This window comes from Spiroplasma phoeniceum P40 (assembly GCF_003339775.1).
GTDB lineage: Bacteria > Bacillota_I > Bacilli_A > Mycoplasmatales > Mycoplasmataceae > Spiroplasma > Spiroplasma phoeniceum.
On sequence record NZ_CP031088.1, the window covers coordinates 490,622 to 509,946 of the forward strand.

The window sequence follows — 19,325 nt, forward strand, 5'->3', positions numbered from 1 at the left end:
CAACAATTATTTTATTTAAGTTTTTTTCTTGTTATTTGTTTCAGAATTAATATTTGATTTAACACGACTAATAAAACTTTCGCGTAATAATAGATTAACTTTCGGAACTAATAAACGTAAATGATTGCGATATTCAGCTAAAATTATGTCTGAAGTATAATAAAATATTAACAATAAAAGTAAAACAATTGTGGCACAAATTGTTGAAATAATTGTTGTAATATTATCAATTTGAATCGCAAAATTATCACGGGTAATATATTGCTGACCATAAGCATATTCTTTAAATATACCAACCTTTTTATCACGCATCACATCATCAACAAATTTAATAATGAATTCTAATCCAAATCATAATAATTGAAATTGTGCTACAATCGGTTTATTTGTTGGCGAACGATATTTTCATTCACACGTCATTGCAAACAAAATATTAAAACACATAGCAAAAGCTAATCCATTAATAACTTGCAATGCTAAGTAAGCTTCTGGAGAATGATTAAATGCAGTAATACTAAAGAAAATAAATCATAGTAATAACCCTAACCCAAAGCAATATTTAACACCAATTTTATTATACAGTAAATGACAAGCTAAATAAGCACCAAAAAATTGTGGAATTAGGAATAATTGTTCATTTAAACGCACAAATTGGTTGACTTTTCAAACATCATGGTATTTTTCTCATGTGCGTTGGCCTAACAATCAAAGATAAATATTTGATTGAGACACTTCTTTTAAAATAATAATTAAAATTACCATAAAAAAGATAATTAATACTTTTCCCCATTTAAATGGTTCAAACATTTTTTGCTGTTCAATCGTAAATGATGTTGATGTAAATTCTTTATGTGAAAATAAAGCATATAAAATTGTTGCACCCGCAATAGCAATTATTGCGCCAATTCCAATAATTCCTATTTGCAACTGATTAGTTAAATTACTTCCTACTGTAATAACAATATTATTAAACTCACTACCAAAAATAAGCGCAAATGTCATTAATGGCGCTACTAAACTAATTGTTTTAAATGGAAAAAACTTACAACCATATTCTTCATTATTATATGATAAAAAATAACTAGCCTTTGTAATAATTCCAAAACCAAGAAAAATTGCCGCGATAATTAATGTTGGTGCGGAAGGATAAACAATTAAAATAAAAATTCCAAGCATTGATATTCCAAACATTGTATATTGAAAAAAATGTCAACCAATACGAGAAAAAACCTTATGTAAAAATAAATAAGGAATCATCGCTAAAAAAGCATAAAGAGAAAGGGAAGTTGTTGCAATAATGGCAATTCCTTCCATATTATTAATTGATGCGGCAAAGAATAAATCGCGGAACTCAAAATTATCACCAATAATTGATGATAATGCAAATCAATATAAAAACGTTTGAATAAAGAATGCCTTCTGACTAGTATGTTTAATTTTAATGTTTTTTATTAAAATTAATATGTAAAGAACAAATAACAATAATAACATTAATGGATTAAATAAAAAAAAATCTCAATTATTTTGTAACACACCTGCACCCTCTTTCTGTATTATAGATTATAACATAACCTAAATAATTACATCCGTTCAATAACATTAACCCCTAATAAATTAAAGGCATTTGATAAAACTTGATAAATTACTTTAATAAATACTAAGCGCTGTTTTGTTAATTCTAAGTTATCTAAATTAATAACTTTTGATTCATTATAATATGAATGGAATTGCCGCGCAACATTTTGCACATAATCACAGACAAGATGTGGTTGACGTAATTTTGCTGCTCCTTCAATGCAACGATTAAATAAATCAATCTCATTTAAAAGGTCTAATTCTTTTTGTGACGTTAATAATTCAAAGGTTTTAACATCCGTAATATTAATTTTGCTAATTTTGGCTTGTTTTAGCACGCTATTGCAACGCGCTGTTGCATATTGTGCATAATAAACAGGGTTTTTTGAAGAATGCTCTTTTAAAATACCAATATCTAAGTCCATATGACTTTGAGCACTTTTTGAAGCTAACATATAACGAATTGGGTCAACTCCAATTTCTTCAATTAAGTCAATTAATCAAACTGCTGCCCCTTTTCGTTTACTCATTTTATATTCAGCACCGTCTTTAATTAACCGTACCATTTGAATCATATCAATATCTAAAATGTCTTTTTTATATCCTAATAACTGTAACCCCGCTAACATTCGTACAATATAACCGTGATGATCACCACCTCAAAAATTAACCAATTTATCTGCTTTGCTTCGCATTAAACGTTCATTATGTGATGCTAAATCAGGAGTAATATAAGTTAAATCACCATTTGTTTTAACTAAAACACGATCTTTATCATCACCAAAGTCGGTTGTTTTTAATCATAGTGCACCATCTTGTTCATAAGTTTTTCCCAATTTGGCATATTGGGCTAATGTTGCATCAATTTTTCCTCCCTCATACATTGCAGCTTCAGAAGAATAATATTCAATATCAACTCGAAATAATTTTAATTGCTTTTTAATAATATCTAAAAATAAATCAACTGATTTTTTACAAAACATTTCATGTACCTTTGGATCACTAATTTTATAATCCTTATCAAAAGTTAAATTAATAAATTTATCTTGATAATTGTCAACAAAATATTGTGCAACATCAGCATACATATCGCCGCGATATGCATCAGGGGGTAATTCGGTTTTTTTACCCAATAAATTTAAATAACTAACAAAAACCGTCACTGCTAAAGTATTTATTTGATTACCAGCATCATTAACATAATATTCAGTTTGAACATGATAACCAGCTGCTCGCAAAATTCGAGCAACACTATCACCAATGGCACCATTCCGAGCATGACCAATATGTAAAAATCCCGTTGGATTAGCTGAAACAATTTCTAAATTATAAGTAAAATTCTTTGGAGCTGAATATCCATATTTTTCTTCTCGTTTTAAAACCTCATTAATAACTTGATGTAACTGATCAGCAAGTAAGGTAAAATTAATAAATCCCGCACCAGCAATTTCAATTTTTTTAAAATATGATTTATTATTTTTTTCAATAAAATCAATAACTTCTTCAGCAATTTTATTTGGTGACTTTTTTAATTTTTTTGCTAGTAACAAAGCCAAATTGGTTGATAAATGTCCAAATCCTTCTTGACGTGGTTTTTCAACCATCACTGGTGTTGTTAAATTATTTGCCTTTAAGTACTCTTCTAACAGATTTTCAATTAATTTAACATTCGTATTCATAATTGTGGTTCCTTTCTTCTTTTATTTATATATATTTTACATAGTTTTTATAATTACTTATCTTTTTTTCTAATTTTACAATAATAAAATCCATCAGTATTATTTTCATAACCAAAAATTTGTTCTGTTGCAATAATTTTTAAATCCGGATGTTTTGCTAAAAAATTGCGGATTTGAACAGTATTTTCATATCCACCAAAAGTACAAGTAGAATAAACCAAAATTCCACCTGGTTTTAACAATTGATAAGCTTTATCTAATAATTGTTCTTGAATCTCAACTAAATTTGCTAATTCTTGATTAGTCAAAGTATGATATTTAATTTCTGGTTTTCGTTTAATTACCCCTAAACCACTGCAGGGGGCATCACAAAGAATTTTATCATATTTAATTTCAGGATTAATTTTTCTAGCATCTAATAAATGTGGATAAATATTCGTAATTCCTAATCGACTAGCATTCATTTTAATTAAATTAATCTTCTTTTCACTAATATCATATGCATCAATAATCCCTTTGTTGTTCATTATTTGACTTAAATGTGTTGTTTTACCACCCGGTGCACTGCACATATCTAACACGCGATCAGTTTCTTGAGGATTTAATACTTCTGCAATGCGCATACTCATTTCATCTTGAATAAAAATTAAACCTTTTTTAAACATTTCTGAATTAACAACTGGTTTATCGGCAATGACACCTACAGAAGATACTAAACTTTTTGTTAAATTATAATTTGAATATTGAGCTAATAATTCATCTCGATTAATTTTTAGGGTATTAACGCGAAATGAAAGTTTTGGAATTGTTAAACTATCAACCATTACTTGCTGAGCAATATCTTCACTATATTCATTACGAAGAATTAAATATAATGATGATGGAAAACTATATTTAATACTTAATTTTTTTGTTTCATAAGCAATATTAATTTCAAAAATCTCATCTTTACTGACAAAAATCTTTTTTAACGTAGCATTAATAAAACCAGCATACTTTGGATTTAGATTTTTACTAATATTAACAGCTTCATTAACAATTGCATAATTAGGGATACGATCTAAAAAACGAAATTGATAAATACTCATTCATAATAAAACTTGTAATTTTTGATTAGTTTTTTTGGATTCAATAAATTGATTAGCAATATATTCTAAATACAATTTATTTTTTAAAGTACCATAAACAATTCGATAAATTAAAGTTTTATCTTGGTCAGTAAAATCATCATTTTGTTCTACAATATTTGATAATAAATGATTACTAAACTTGTTTTTTGAAAAAATTTTTCATAAGATATTTCATGCTATTTCTCTTGCTTGCATTTTTTAATCCTTTAAACTTACGAACGATTAGCAATTTCTTGTTCTAAAATTGTTTTAATTTCTGCAACTGATTGTTCTACAGTGTTATTTACCACAACATAATTATAATTACTTTGCAATGAAAGTTCATCAGCTGCTTTTGCTAATCGTGCTTGTAATACTTCTTCGGGTTCACTTTTTCGGCCTCGAATTCGTTTTTCTAATTCCTCTAAACTTGGTGGAATTAAAAAAATTGAAACTGCATCAGTTACTTTCTGTAACACTTGTGTTGCACCTTGTACTTCAATTTCTAATAAAACATTTTTTCCATTATTAATTTGTTCAATACAATATGATTTCGGCGTACCATAATAATTACCGACAAATTCAGCATATTCTAATAATTCATCATTTTGAATTGCAGCTTCAAATGTTGGTCGGTCAACAAAAAAATAATTTACCCCTTCAAATTCATCCTGCCTTTTTGTTCTTGTTGTCATTGAAACTGAATAAGCCAAATTCAACTCCTCATACTTAAAAAGTTCTTGGCATATTGTCCCTTTCCCGACTCCTGATGGGCCAGAAAAAATAATTAAAAAACCCTCTTTCTGCACATTAACGTTCTCCTTTTTCTAATCTTAATATATACAAATACTTTTTTTTATATGTTTTACAACGTAACATAACTAAATTAAATTGATCAAATGACAACATTTGATTTGATTCACAAACTATTATTCCATAGTTATTGATAATATTGTTATTCAATATTATAGTAATAATATCATAATAATACTCAATTTGCTTAAAAGGTGGGTCTAAAAATAAAATATCAATTAATACTTTCTGTTGTATCATTCAATTTAATAAAACTTTATAATCATAATTTAATACTTTTGCATTATTTATTTTTAAGTTATTTAAATTAGTTTCAATAATTTTGGAAGCACATTGGTGCGAATCATTAAAATAACATTGTTGTAATCCACGTGATAACCCTTCAATTCCTAATTGACCACTTCCAGCAAAAATATCTAATCCAATTTTATTTTCATAAATAAAATAATTATCTAAAATATTAAATGTATCTTCTTTAACACGTGCCGTCATTGGCCGGGTATTTATTCCAACTAATGTTTTAATTTGATAACCCTTATATTTTCCACTAATTACGCGCATCTTCTTAACCCTTTTCTTTCTTTTTTTTATTATACTAAAACTTTAGAATTTTCTTTAATAATTGCTGAATATGTTATAATTTTTTAAGAGGTGATTTTTAGTGTTGCAAAATGAAATACCAACTAAAGACTGACTAGTATTTGATGATACACCGTCAATTCGACAAACATCAATTGATGTCTCTTTACCATTAGCACCTGAAAATGAACTTGTAATGCAAAAATTAATTGATTTTGTAAGATATTCCCAAGATCCGCAAAAAAATAGTGGTCATACAATTAGACCAGCTGTTGGTTTAGCTGCTCCTCAAATTGGACATAATCTTAAAATGTATTATATTCGAATTGAAGAGACAGATGACGAAACAGGAGATAAAAAAATAATTGAACATGCAATGATTAATCCTAAAATTATTGGAAAAAGTGAACAAATAGCTTGTATAGAAGAAGGCGAAGGTTGTTTAAGCGTTAATTGTGATAAAGAAGGTTTTGTCCCTCGTAGTTTTCGAATTATTATTGAAGGTTATGATTATTTAAAACAACAACAAGTAACAATTACTGCCCGTAGTTATGAAGCAATTGTTTTTCAACACGAACAAGCACATTTAGAAGGTAAATTATATTATGATTTAATTAATAAAACCGAACCTTGAATGAAAAAAAGTAATTGAATTATTTTATAAAAAATAAAAACTGGTAATACCAGTTTTTATTTAGTTTTAAATAGTAATTATATTTTCTTATTTTAATTCTTATGATAAAATCGCATCAGAGGTTATTTTTAATGCTACAAAATGAAGTACCAACTCATGACTGATTAGTATTGGATAACACTCCATCAATTTGGCAACCATCAATTGATGTGTCTGTATCCTTAACACCCGAAAATGAAATTGTAATGCAAAAATTAATTGATTTTGTAAGATATTCGCATACTCCCCAAAAAAATAATCCCAATAAGATTAAACCAGCTGTTGGTTTATCCGCTCCTCAAATTGGGCATAATCTTAAAATGTATTATATTCGAATTGAAGAGACAGCTGCTGAAACAGTAGATAAAAAAATAATTGAACATGCAATGATTAATCCTAAAATTATTGGAAAAAGTGAACAAATAGCTTGTATAGAAGAAGGCGAAGTTTGTTTTAGTGTTAGGAATAACCAATAAGGTTTTGTTCCCCGTAGTTTTGAGATTATTGTTGAAGGTTATGATTATTTAAAACAACAACAAGTAACAATTACTGCCCGTCGCCTTGAATCAATTGTTTTTCAACATGAACAAGGGCATTTAGAAGGAAACCTTTATTATAATTTAATTAATAAAACGGAACCTTGAATGAAAAAAAGTAATTGAATTATTGTATAAAAATAATATTTAACTTTTTTTAAAACAAAAGTTTTTTTGGTAATCTTACTAATCTTTATGTTATAATTTCTTGGATACTAGTAAATTAATTTTTTTCTTTTTAATAATATCCAATTTAATAAAGAAAAAACTATGCGTTAATTTTAGAATTATGAGGTGATAATTTCAATGAATGAAGAAAAGAAAGAAACAAGTAAAAACAAAGCAATAGTTACAAAACCAACTAGTATAGTAACAAAACAACCAATCCAAAATGTTGTTAAAAATAAAATTCCAACAAAAGTGTTTGCTTTAGGTGGATTAGAAGAAGTTGGAAAAAATACATATTGTATCGAGCATGATGAAGAGTTAATTATGCTTGATGCAGGAGTTAAATTTCCAAGTTCAACAATGCTTGGAGTTGATGCTGTTATTCCGAATTATAATTATTTAAAAGAAAACCAACGAAAAATAAAAGCATTATTTATTACACACGGCCATGAAGATCATATTGGTGGAATTCCCTATTTATTACGGGAAGTTAATATTCCAATTATTTATGCACCACGATTAGCAGCTGCTTTAATTCGTGATCGTCTAAAAGAAGCAAAATTGGAACAAACAACAATTGTTAAAGAAGTTGATAATATGAGTGTTATTAAAACAAAAAACTTTAAAATTAACTTTTTTGCTGTTAACCATAGTATTCCTGATGCCTTTGGAATTTCAGTAGTTACTCCAAATGGAAAAGTTGTTTCAACTGGTGATTATAAATTTGACTGAACACCATTAGGACATCGTGCTGATATTGAACGAATGGCAAATATGGGGCAAGAAGGTGTTATGTTATTAATGGCTGACAGTACCAATGCTGAAGTTGAGGGTTACACTCAAACTGAAACAAAAATTATTAAAAATATTGGTGAATTATTTATTAAAGCTAAGGGGCGAATTTTAATTTCAACTTTTGCTTCAAATGTTCATCGAATTCAACATATTGTTGAAATTGCAAATAAATATGGACGAAAAATTTTAGTGTTTGGTCGCAGTTTAGATCGCATTATTAAAATTATTCGTCAAATGGGACATTTAAAAATTTCTGATAAGGCATTTATTAAAGCTAATGATACTAAAAACTATAAAGATAATGAAATATTAATTATTTGTACTGGAAGCCAAGGTGAACCAATGGCAGCATTATCCCGAATTGCAAATAATCAACATCAACATATTTCTATTATTCCTGGTGATACTGTTATTTTTTCATCATCACCAATTCCCGGCAATCAAGCTGATGTTGAACGAGTTATTAATAAACTAGTTCGTGCTGGTGCTATTGTGCAAGAAAATAGTCCTTTAAATCAAATCCATACGTCTGGTCATGCTTCACAAGAAGAACAAAAATTATTATTTACCCTATTGAAGCCAAAATACTTTATGCCAATGCATGGTGACTATCGTATGCTTCGCCAACATGGTGAAACAGCAATTAGTGTCAATGTCCCAAAAGATAATGTCTTTATTTGTGCTAATGGTGATCAAATTGAACTATTAAATGGAACAGCAGCAATTGGTAAAAGAATTGAAGCTGAAGCTGTTTATGTTGATGGAAAAGATTTATCAGGGCAAACAACCGCTGTTGTTCGTGACCGTGAAATTTTATCAAAAGATGGATTAATTGCTGTTGTTATTTCAATTGATTCGCAAAATAATCAATTACTAACACCACCACGCATTATTTCAAGAGGAAGTTTCTATGTTAAAGAATCTGGAAATATTATTAATGAATCAATTCGTTTAGCAACCGAAGCAGTTAATGAAGTTTTAAAAACCCAAAAACCAACTTTTGGCGCTCTTAAAAATGCTATTAAGCAATCATTATCTCCTTTCATTTACCGTTATAAACGTCGTAATCCATTGATTATTCCAGTAATTTTAAATAAAAAATAAAAGAATATGTAAAAATATTCTTTTATTTTTTAATATATTATGAAAATCATTTTTAATTCACCTAATAAATTTTTCTTTTCCTTTATTTACAATTTACAAATATAACATATAATTTAATATTAAGAGAGGAACCGATATATTATGACTAATGAACAAATTGAATTATTATGAAGTACCTTGAAAAAACAAAATAATAGTGTTAATCTTCCCCTTACCACTTTTCTTGGTTATAACCAAACAACTGACATTGGAACAGTTTTAGCATTATTTGATGCAAATGGTTATCCAGTTACCACATTAAATGGAATTGGATTTATTGCTTTTGATCACACTGTTTTTTATGCCCTTGGCGGGGGTCAAATTTCTGATACAGGAATATTAATTAAGAAAGACCAGAAAATTTCTGTTTTTGACTTAAATAAACAAATTTACAAAAAAGTATATCTTCATCTTGTTAATACTAATGGTACAACAATTGAAATTAATGACGTATTAATCCAAAAAATAGATGTTGAACGTCGAATTAAAATTACAAAAAATCATACAGCCCAACATATTTTATCTTATATTATTGAGCATATTTTAAATGATGGTGATATGACAGATTCAGTTCAAATTAAAACTGATTATGCTTTCTTAGCAATGAATAAAGTTGATAACTGATTAGAAATTATTTTAATCGCTCGTAAACAAATTATTGAGAAATTAATTAATCATAACATTGCGAAAATTGAACATCAAATGCCAATTGACCAAGCAAGAGAATTAAAAATTGCTCATCCAAATTTTGAATATGATCCAATTGTTCGTGTTGTTGAATTTCCAACTGCAACAATTGATTTATGTGGTGGAACCCATGTTAATAACTTAAAAAAAATTAATTTTTTTGAAATTTGAGATTGTTGAGTTGATAAAAAGAAAGTTCGAATACAATTTTCAACAAATAAAGAAGCAACAGAAAGTTATTTTGCTAATTGAATTAACCAAAAAAAAGATAATTTATACCAAAGTATTAAAAAAATTAAAAGTTATGATGCTGATTTTAATTTCATAATACCTAATTTTGAAATTCCAACAACAATAATTGCAAAAAATAGTTTAAATACGGAAATTGAACAATTAGAAAAACAATTAAATGAAATTGCAAAAGAAAAATATAAATTATTATTACAAACAATTGATAATGCTGTTTTTCCATTCAAAGAAACAAGTATTAATAATAATTTAACAATCAAAGAAATTATTATTAATGATGAAAAAATAACACTTGAACTAATACGAAATAAATTAAATAAATTTTTACAAGAATATGAAAATAGCTTACTAATTTTTATTAATTCAACCTTAAAATATGGATTCATTAGTTTTACTAAAAAACATCAAAGTAAAATCAATCTTAATAACTTTTTACAAACCAATAAAAATGCCTTTGCAATATCTGGCGGCGGAACAGCTTTATTTATTAGTTTTACTTTTCAAAATGATATTAAACCATTTTTAGATCTTTTAATAGCAACAGTCAAACAAACAGAAATGGATTAAAAAGATGATATATAATATCATCTTTTTGTATGAAACAATTTGTTTACTAAATTTTTTAATAATTAGTATCTTTTATTAAAATTATTTATATATTTAATTCTTTCCATAATACTTAATATTAATTATTTTGTTATATATAAAAATAATTATAAATGGTAAATAAATCAAAAAGTGTATTAATTTAATTAAAATGATTTTCACAATAAATAAGATAGTATTTTATAAACTATGAAAAAATCTGTTAAGAATAAAAAAACAGAAAGGAAATAATGCAATTAAAAAAATATTTAGTTTATTAGCACCCATGAGTTTTGTTTTTGGAACTATGTCTAAAATAATTGCCACCAGTTCATTAGTAGACCAGCAAAGAGAACCATTAATAATAGAGGAACAATCAAATTTAGATTTATATTATAAAAACAATGATAATAAATGTGATATTGTTTTTAATGATTGAGGTTTTAAAAAAAGATGGATGACGATTGTGACATACATTTAATATTCACTTAATTAACCCTATAAATTACAAATACATTATGTTTTTAGGTCAAGAAAGTGATTTTTTTCAAAAATTAGATTAGGAAATATTGAATATTACGGTGATAAGTTAAATAAATATAATAATTTTCATAGTGATAATGAAACTTGCAAAAAAATGATTAATGCTAAGATTGTTGATGTCAAAGATATTCCTAAATTAATTAAACCTGAAAATTATTTTTTAGTTCAAGCACGTTGAGTTAAATATGGAAATGCATATTTTGAAGGCAGTCAACGGTTTGCTTTAACTTGATATTATGAAAATAATAGTTATTATATTCAAGTTTTAACACAGCATTGAGTAAATGTTACAGGTTCATCTATCGGCGGTGGAACATGAATGGGAATTGGAACTGGTATTAGATTATATAATGATTAATAATAATATTGCTATAAATAAATCTCTAAAGAATCTTTTTTAGAAAATCATTAATTGTCTTAGAACATAACTAATTAAATATATATCTGCATAAGTTTGTTTCAAAAAAATAAAAAGCACTTTAATGCTTTTTTAAAATTAATTATGCTAAAAATTTTGGTGCAGCAAGCATTAAAATGGCAACAATGCAATTATAACCAGCATGCGGAATTATGGTATATGTAACATTTCCATTAACAATAAGAAATAGCATTCCTAGTGTTAATGATGCTCCAATATATCCAATAAAATGTTCTCAATCACCGGTTCCAGCGACATGCATGCCAGCAAAGAAAATTGTTGATGCAACAAATCCAAGTCATTTGTTACCACTTAAACTAAAAATTCCGTGTCTAGTTGCTAATTCTTCAACAACTGGAGCAATTAAAATTGTATAGATAAATAAGAAAACAATATTTCACCATTTATCTAGTCCTTTAATTAAATTATTTTGATTGTTTGAAGTTGTTACTGTTATTAATGATTGTAAATAAACAAAAAATAAATGAATTGAAAAAACAGCAATAATACTAATTGAGAAAACAACAAAAAGACTTTTGCAATCTTGTTTTAAAGTTAATTTAATTTTTTCAAAAATTAATGGTGATGACCGATAAAGAATAAAAATTGTCACCAATCCCACAATTATTAATGTTAATAAATTAATTGTTGTTTTAACACTATCAGATGGATGAAACTGGTTTACAATGGTTCCAATTACTAAACCAATAATATTTGGAATAAAATAAAAATAATAAAAGTAAATAGCACCTGATCGCATAATTTGATTTTGTGCACCACTAATAACAAAATATGAGCCAACTGCAACAATAATCCAACTAATAAAGTTCATCCCTGCTAAAGCATATTCATTATGTGTAAACATATATGAAATTAGAATATTAATAAAAAAGGGAGCAAAAATAGCTGTTCCTAAAAAAATATAACCCGTATTTTTAAGTTTAACTAAATTAAAATCAAAGGGAGCAGCACGTTCAACTAATGTTGGTTTTAACTCATATCATGCTCTTTTACGATTATAAACATTATCATTATTAGTCATTTTTATTACTCCTTTAAATCCTACTTTTTATTATATAATAAATTAGTTAAAAATCCATTTAAAATTTAAAATTATTTGGTACAGAATTTTGAATCCATCTATTAAAAAAGACATTTTGCAATGTCTTTTATTTAATAATTAATGATGGTTGTGTCATTTCAGGGGGAATTTCTTCACCTAATAAATCTAAGATTGTCGGAGCAATATCAGCAATTGCCGCATTATCTTTTCGTAATTGTAATCCCTCTTTTGTAATAATAATTGGAACCAATTGTGAAGTATGCTTTTTATTAGGGCCCCCTGTTTCATCAATCATAATTTCAGCATTTCCGTGGTCAGCAGTAATAATCATAATTCCGTTAACTTTCTCAATTGCTGCATAAATTTTGCCAAGACAATCATCAATAGCTTTAACTGCTTCGATTGCGGCTGGTAAGATTCCAGTATGCCCAACCATATCACAATTTGCAAAATTTAAAATAATAACATCAAATTCATTTCGATTAAGTTCAGCAATTAATTTATCAGTAATTTCATACGCTGACATTTCTGGTTTTAAATCATAAGTTGCTACTTTTGGTGATGGAATTAAATCTGCTGAAGCCCCTGGTAATGTAATTTCGGCTTGTGTTGCTAGACCATTTTTAAAATAATCTTTTCCACCATCAAAGAAAAATGTAACATGAGCAATTTTTTCTGTTTCAGCAATTCGCAATTGACGGTAACCTTTTTTACTTAATCATTCTCCTAAACCATTAATAACTTCAATTGGTTTAAAAGCAACATGTTTTGAAGCAACTGTTTCTGCATATTCCATCATTGAAACAAAATAAATATCATATAATTTTGGCATAAAATAAGTTTGTGCATCATTACCCGGAAAATTAGGATTTGTTAAAGCCGAAGCTATTGCAATAGCACGATCAGGACGAAAATTAGCAAAAAAGACAGCATCACCTGATTTAATATAACCTCTTGGAGTATTAATATTATATGCTGGCATTAAAAATTCATCATTACGGCCAGCTTGATATTCACGGTCAATATATTCTATTGGGTCAATAAATTCCGAGCCTTTTCTTGAAACTAAAACATCATAAGCAACCTGCACTCGGTCATATTTTTTATCACGATCCATTGCGTAATAACGACCACCAATGGTTGCAATTTCGCCAACTTTTAATTCGTTTTGTAATTGTTGAAATTGTTTAAGATAAATTTTAATACATTCTGGTTTAGTATCACGTCCATCACCAAAAATATGCAAGTAAATTTCTTTTATTCCTTCTTGTACTACTAATTTATAAGCAGCAAAAATATGGTTTAAATGTGAATGAACACCACCATCTGAAAATAATCCCATAATATGAAAAGCACCATTATTTTTTTTTGCAAAATTAATTGCAGCTAAAAGTTCTGGATTTTGATTAAATGTTCCATCTTTAATTGCTTTATTAATTAAAGTTAATGATTCATATTTAATGCGACCTGCTCCTAAATGAATATGTCCAACTGCAGAATTTCCCATTTGTCCTTCTGGTAAACCAACTCATCCTCCTGCCGCATGTGCTGAGACTCATGGATATTTTGCTTTTAGCTTTTCAACATTGACCATATGCCCTTGTGTTACAGCATTTCCTTTTGAATCAGGTGCAATCCCTCACCCATCAAGAATTGCCAATAAAATTGGTTTTTTAACTTTCATTTTATTATTTCTCCTCTTTTTCTTTTTTCTTAACAATTATATAATTATTTTCTATTATTGAGAATATATTTTTCAATCATTTTTGCAAAACCACCTGTTTCAACGGTTGTCGTTACTTCTTTTGCTATTGCCTTGATTTGTTCTTGACTATTCTCCATTGCAATTCCCAATCATACATTTTTAATTATTCAATAATCATTCATACTGTCACTAATTGCCATCATTTCTGATAAAGCAATATTCCATTGGGGTGAAATTCATTTCAAACCAGCTAATTTACTAATCTCTTGAGCATTTATTTCTGCTGTTCCTGAGGCATCAATTGCAATTTCAATATTTTGCTCACGAGCTGCAATAATAAAATCGTCGTTTTCATGAACATCTATTACAATACATTTATAACTTTTATTTTGAATTGTTAATGCAGAATCATATTGAATAAACTCTCCATAAAAAAATGCTAATTCAGAATTATTTTCAGCAACAGGATTAAAATTAACAATAACTTTGGTTAAATAATCAGTATAACATCATAATTTTTTATGATATTTTTTTGCCAATTGGAATAAAAAATTAACTTGAGAAGTAGACAAGGTTTGTTGATAAAAAATTGTATGTGTCTTAATATCATAAATACATGCACCATTAAAACCAATAAAGTATTGAATGAAAATAATCCATTTTTACTTTAATAGCTTCTGATAACGAAGTTAATACTGGTCGTCCTGTTGCAAAAATAACTTGTACCCCCATTTCTTGTGCTTTAATAATTGGCATAATATTGGCCTCGTGAATCCCTTGATGAAAGGAACAAGCAGTTCCATCCATATCTAATGCAATTAATTTAATTTTAGTCATAATTCCCTACTTTCTATTAAAATCTCATAATTATATTGTAAAAGAAAAAACCATATTTTTAAATATGGTTTAAAAATTAAATTATTAAACAAGAATTATGCCTTAAAAAACTGCATTTGCATTTTCAGTTGCTACTTCATCTTTTAAAAGTCAATATCTTAATTGCGGACGAAAACCATAAATAGCACCTACACAACCACCTAAAATCGATAAAACAATTAAAATAGTAATAAAAACAGTTAATCAAGGACGTATTTTCTTTGCACAATTTTTACATTGACATTGAATTTTTTCAATATTTGCTTGATGTTTTTTGCTATTAGTTCCTTTTTGCTGCTTATCATCAAATAAATCGGGTGGTCCTGGTATTCCAATATTCATATTTTTGCCAAGTCCAACTTTAATATTTGGATCAATTGGGGCATTTAAGAAATCTGATGGTTTAATTGAAGTACGATTTTGCATATTAGCAATTCGTTCAGCAATCGTTTGAGATTGAGTTACTTGTCCCGATAATTGTTGTGAATTTTCTTGCATAGTATTTATTTGTTGGTTATTTTGTTGTCCTCAATTACTAACATTAGGAGAATATTGTTCATTTACATTTTGTTGTTGATATTGCGACGCTGATTGAACTCCTTGGTTATTACTAAGCTGATTATAATTTTGATTAGGTCCATTCTGCTGCTGATACTGTGAACCAAGATTTGATTGTTGATTAAATTGCTGTGGTCCAATATTTTGCGGTGGACGTTGCATTAAATTTTGCTGTTGATATTGTTGTGATAATTGATCCCCTTGGTTAGTACTAAGTTGATTATAATTTTGACTATTACCATTTTGTTGTTGATATTGTTGTGAACCAATATTTATTGTTGGTGAATATTGTTGTTGCGAAATATTTTGTCCGACCTGTCCAGATGTTACTGGATTATAATTTTGATTAGGTCCTTTTTGTTGATAATTTTGTTGTGAAACATTAAAATTATTTCCCTGGTTAAAAGAAGTTTGCTGTTGGTTACTTTCTGGCTTGTTGCCTGAACCATTGTCAAAAGAATGTTTAAAATTCATTTTATGCCCTTCCATTTCTTCAATAATTACATACTCTTTATTTTTGTATAATAATTATAACATAAAAATGGCCGCAATTTTAGGATAATATTGCTTTTGTAAAAACATTATTAATAATTACACTTGGTCGTTTATTATAATATAAAATATCATATAAAGCTTCAAATAAAGGTAATGTAATATTATTTGCACGCGCATCTAACACAATTGTTTTACAAGTTAAAACACCTTCTACTGTTTTTACTTGCTCTGATAAAACTTTTTGAGCATCATCAACTTTAGCAATTGCAAAACCAAGAGAATAATTCCGTGATTTACTTGAGGTAGTTGTTAAAATTAAATCAGCTAATCCTGCAAAGTTAAAAAAAGTTTCAATTTGAGCTCCTTTTGTTTTGGCAAAAAGTTGAATCTCATTTAACCCCATTGTAATTAATGATGCCTTAGCATTATCAGATTCATAAAGACCATTAAAAATTCCTGAGGCAATTGCTACTGCATTTTTTAAAGCAACCGCATATTCACTACCAATCACATCCGTATTAGCAAAAGTAACAAAATATTCATTATTAAACAAATCACGAACTTCTTGCGCAATTACTAAATCCTGTGAAACTGCCATAATACACGTTGGTTTTCGTTGTAAAACTTCTTTTGCAATGCTTGGACCATAAATACCTGCATATGCTTTTAAAATTTTTGTATTTATTAATTTTATAATTGATTTTGATAAAACTTCGTGTGTTTCAGGATCTAATCCTTTAGCAACATTAATGATAACAACTGGTTTTATTACTGTTTGATTGATTTTCTCAATTATTAATTTAATAGCAACAACAGGAATTCCTAAAATAATATATTCAGCATCTTCAACTGCTTCAGCAAAATTTGTTGTGGCCTTAATTTCTTTATTAATTTTTAAATTACCAAAAAAATGACGATTTAAATGTTCGTTGTTAATATCATTAACTTCTTTCTTATCAATTCCATACATAATAACGTTATGATCATTATCTGTCAAAACATTTGCTAAAACTGTCCCATATGCTCCTGTTCCAATAACAGTAATATTTTTTTGTGTTTTTTTCATCATAATTTTCCTCGTTACTTTCTCTCTCTAAATAATATTTTAATTGGTACTCCCTCAAATCCAAAATATTCTCGAAGTTGATTTTCAAGAAACCTTTTATAAGAAAAATGAAGATATTTTGGATTATTACAAAACATAATAAAAGTTGGTACAACACCTTCAGGCTGAGTAGCATAATAAATTTTTAAACGCCCACCATTAAAATCTGGTGGTGGATTTAACAATTGTGCTTTTACTAAAATTTCATTTAGAACACTAGTTTTTACTCGCTGCGTTAAACCAACATAAACTTCATCAATTGTTTGAAATAAAATATGTAATCGTTTTTTTTCTAAAGCAGAAACAAAAACCATTTTCGCATAATTTAGATATTTAAAATATCCACGAATACTTTGTTCAATTTTTTTCATTGACCGTTCATCTTTTTCCATTACCGCATCTCACTTATTAACTACCAAAATAATTGGTTTATTTTGTTCAAATGCAATACCAGCAATATTTGTATCTTGGTCAGTAATAGGAACTGTCCCATCAATAATTAATAAAACAAGATCACTTCGTTCGATTGCACTAACAGCACGAAGAACACTATATTTTTCTAATTTTTCATAAACTTTTCCTTTTCTACGAATTCCAGCAGTATCAATCACAGTATAAAGTTGATTATTCCGTTTAAATGATGTATCAATTGAATCTGTTGTTGTTCCTGCAATTGGTGATACAATGACTCGTTCTTCACCTAAAATAGCATTTGTTAAAGAAGATTTTCCAACATTTGGTTTACCGATTAAAGAAAAATGAATTCCTTCTGTTTTTGGTTGAACTGGAATTTGATCTAAATGAGAAATTACTTGGTCTAATAAATCACCAATTCCAATTCCATGAGTAGCAGATACAGCAATTGGCTCACCAAATCCTAATGTCATATTTTCATACAATTCACTTTCTTTTTCTTGCTTATCATATTTATTAACAACTAAAAGAACCGGTTTTTTAGCACGATATAGTATTTTTGCAACCATTTCATCATCTGGGGTAATTCCTTCTTTGTACGATAAAACAAAAATAATAATATCAGCTTCTGCAATTGCAATTTCTGCTTGCATTTTAATCTCTTGTGCAAACATTGCTGTATTATTTAATGTAATTCCCCCCGTATCAATTATTAAAAATTCTCTTGTTAATCATTCTGAGAAAGCATAAATTCGATCGCGTGTTACACCAGGAGTATCTTCAACAATTGCAAGGCGATTTTTAATAACACGATTAAATAATGTTGATTTTCCAACATTTGGACGCCCTACAATTGCAACAGTTCCTTTTTTTGCCATTTATTTTCCTGCTTTCTTATAATTACATACTATTTCATAAATTTTAGTTACCGTTTGTTCAAATGTTAACTTACTATTATCCACAATAACTGCATCAGGGGCAATTTTTAATGGTCCAACCGCTCGGGTAGTGTCAACATAATCTCGTTCTTTTAATTTAGCAGTAATTTCTGCCAAATTATTCGAAACAATATGGTTTTCTTGATTTTGATTTCATCGGCGGTTAGCTCGCGCTGTAATACTCGCTGTTAAGTAAATTTTCACTTCAGCATCAGGAAGAACAACAGTAGTAATATCTCGCCCAACAACAACATTACCTTTTTTAATCACTAATTTTTGTTGCAGGCAAACCATTGCTGCTCGAATAAAATCAAGTCCAGTAATTTTGTTGATATTATCCAGAACAAGATCAGTTTGCAACTTATCAGTAATATCTTTCCCATTGACATAAACACGGTTATTAATCACTTGATAATTAAAGTTTGTTAATTGCGCTTGTAACTGATGATGATTTGTAAAATCAACTCCAACTTTTACACAAAAATAAGTAAAAGCACGGTAAGTTAACCCAGTATCAATAAACTGATAATTTAGTTTTTTGGCCAATTCAGAACCAGCAGAAGATTTTCCACTACCAGCGGGGCCATCAATCGCAATATTTATTTTCATCATCTACTCC

General features: G+C 27.9%; 17 protein-coding genes and 1 pseudogene. 5 read left to right on the forward strand and 13 right to left on the reverse strand.

Going from position 1 to position 19,325, the window contains the following annotated elements; all coding sequences use genetic code 4:
• Positions 1 to 15 precede the first annotated feature (15 nt).
• Genes SDAV_RS03215 through rsmD form a run of 5 tightly spaced genes read right to left on the reverse strand, consistent with a single transcriptional unit; the run spans position 16 to position 5,770 of the window.
• Positions 16 to 1,533 carry a hypothetical protein gene (locus SDAV_RS03215; RefSeq protein WP_114564519.1) on the reverse strand — a complete coding sequence of 506 codons (1,518 nt, stop codon included), beginning with the start codon at positions 1,531 to 1,533 and terminating at the stop codon, positions 16 to 18.
• Between the two features lie 47 nt (positions 1,534 to 1,580).
• The gene (argS, locus tag SDAV_RS03220; protein ID WP_114564520.1) at positions 1,581 to 3,254 is read right to left on the reverse strand and encodes an arginine--tRNA ligase; all 1,674 of its coding nucleotides are present in this window, start codon (positions 3,252 to 3,254) and stop codon (positions 1,581 to 1,583) included.
• A 53-nt stretch (positions 3,255 to 3,307) separates the two neighbouring features.
• Positions 3,308 to 4,579, reverse strand: a complete 1,272-nt coding sequence (rsmB, locus tag SDAV_RS03225; protein ID WP_114564521.1) for a 16S rRNA (cytosine(967)-C(5))-methyltransferase RsmB — start codon at positions 4,577 to 4,579, stop codon at positions 3,308 to 3,310.
• A gap of 17 nt (positions 4,580 to 4,596) precedes the next feature.
• Positions 4,597 to 5,172, reverse strand: coding sequence for a guanylate kinase (gene gmk / locus SDAV_RS03230; RefSeq protein WP_114564522.1), 576 nt, complete (start codon positions 5,170 to 5,172; stop codon positions 4,597 to 4,599).
• A gap of 1 nt (position 5,173) precedes the next feature.
• Positions 5,174 to 5,770, reverse strand: coding sequence for a 16S rRNA (guanine(966)-N(2))-methyltransferase RsmD (gene rsmD / locus SDAV_RS03235; RefSeq protein WP_334199348.1), 597 nt, complete (start codon positions 5,768 to 5,770; stop codon positions 5,174 to 5,176).
• A gap of 67 nt (positions 5,771 to 5,837) precedes the next feature.
• Here rsmD and def point away from each other — a divergent pair, with 67 nt between their 5' ends.
• The 5 genes and pseudogenes from def to SDAV_RS13015 all read left to right on the forward strand — a co-directional run bounded on the left by def (position 5,838) and on the right by SDAV_RS13015 (position 11,492).
• The gene (def, locus tag SDAV_RS03240; protein WP_114564524.1) at positions 5,838 to 6,419 is read left to right on the forward strand and encodes a peptide deformylase; all 582 of its coding nucleotides are present in this window, start codon (positions 5,838 to 5,840) and stop codon (positions 6,417 to 6,419) included.
• A gap of 101 nt (positions 6,420 to 6,520) precedes the next feature.
• Positions 6,521 to 7,102, forward strand: a pseudogene (locus SDAV_RS03245) (peptide deformylase).
• Positions 7,103 to 7,270: 168 nt separating this feature from the next.
• Entirely contained in the window at positions 7,271 to 9,031 is a 1,761-nt protein-coding gene (gene rnjA / locus SDAV_RS03250) for a ribonuclease J1 (RefSeq protein ID WP_114564525.1), read from the forward strand.
• 141 nt (positions 9,032 to 9,172) lie between these two features.
• Positions 9,173 to 10,573, forward strand: a complete 1,401-nt coding sequence (locus SDAV_RS03255) for an alanine--tRNA ligase-related protein (RefSeq protein WP_114564526.1) — start codon at positions 9,173 to 9,175, stop codon at positions 10,571 to 10,573.
• Positions 10,574 to 11,228: 655 nt separating this feature from the next.
• Positions 11,229 to 11,492, forward strand: a complete 264-nt coding sequence (locus SDAV_RS13015; protein ID WP_245938502.1) for a hypothetical protein — start codon at positions 11,229 to 11,231, stop codon at positions 11,490 to 11,492.
• 142 nt (positions 11,493 to 11,634) lie between these two features.
• On the opposite strand, the gene SDAV_RS03265 is transcribed toward SDAV_RS13015, so the two are convergent.
• The 8 genes from SDAV_RS03265 to cmk all read right to left on the reverse strand — a co-directional run bounded on the left by SDAV_RS03265 (position 11,635) and on the right by cmk (position 19,318).
• Positions 11,635 to 12,594, reverse strand: coding sequence for a CPBP family intramembrane glutamic endopeptidase (locus SDAV_RS03265; protein ID WP_114564527.1), 960 nt, complete (start codon positions 12,592 to 12,594; stop codon positions 11,635 to 11,637).
• A gap of 127 nt (positions 12,595 to 12,721) precedes the next feature.
• A complete protein-coding gene (gpmI, locus tag SDAV_RS03270; RefSeq protein ID WP_114564528.1) occupies positions 12,722 to 14,299 on the reverse strand; it encodes a 2,3-bisphosphoglycerate-independent phosphoglycerate mutase in 1,578 nt (525 codons plus the stop codon).
• A gap of 44 nt (positions 14,300 to 14,343) precedes the next feature.
• Complete coding sequence (locus tag SDAV_RS03275) at positions 14,344 to 14,976, reverse strand: HAD hydrolase family protein (RefSeq protein ID WP_334199349.1); 633 nt, start codon at positions 14,974 to 14,976, stop codon at positions 14,344 to 14,346.
• Positions 14,945 to 15,157 carry an HAD family hydrolase gene (locus tag SDAV_RS13945; protein WP_281268836.1) on the reverse strand — a complete coding sequence of 71 codons (213 nt, stop codon included), beginning with the start codon at positions 15,155 to 15,157 and terminating at the stop codon, positions 14,945 to 14,947. The genes SDAV_RS03275 and SDAV_RS13945 overlap by 32 nt, the downstream gene beginning before the upstream one ends.
• Positions 15,158 to 15,259: 102 nt before the next feature.
• Positions 15,260 to 16,228 carry a hypothetical protein gene (locus tag SDAV_RS03280; protein ID WP_114564529.1) on the reverse strand — a complete coding sequence of 323 codons (969 nt, stop codon included), beginning with the start codon at positions 16,226 to 16,228 and terminating at the stop codon, positions 15,260 to 15,262.
• A 79-nt stretch (positions 16,229 to 16,307) separates the two neighbouring features.
• Complete coding sequence (locus SDAV_RS03285) at positions 16,308 to 17,318, reverse strand: NAD(P)H-dependent glycerol-3-phosphate dehydrogenase (protein ID WP_114564530.1); 1,011 nt, start codon at positions 17,316 to 17,318, stop codon at positions 16,308 to 16,310.
• 11 nt (positions 17,319 to 17,329) lie between these two features.
• Complete coding sequence (der, locus tag SDAV_RS03290) at positions 17,330 to 18,646, reverse strand: ribosome biogenesis GTPase Der (RefSeq protein ID WP_114564531.1); 1,317 nt, start codon at positions 18,644 to 18,646, stop codon at positions 17,330 to 17,332.
• The gene (gene cmk / locus SDAV_RS03295; protein ID WP_245938503.1) at positions 18,647 to 19,318 is read right to left on the reverse strand and encodes a (d)CMP kinase; all 672 of its coding nucleotides are present in this window, start codon (positions 19,316 to 19,318) and stop codon (positions 18,647 to 18,649) included.
• Between the last annotated feature and the right edge of the window lie 7 nt (positions 19,319 to 19,325).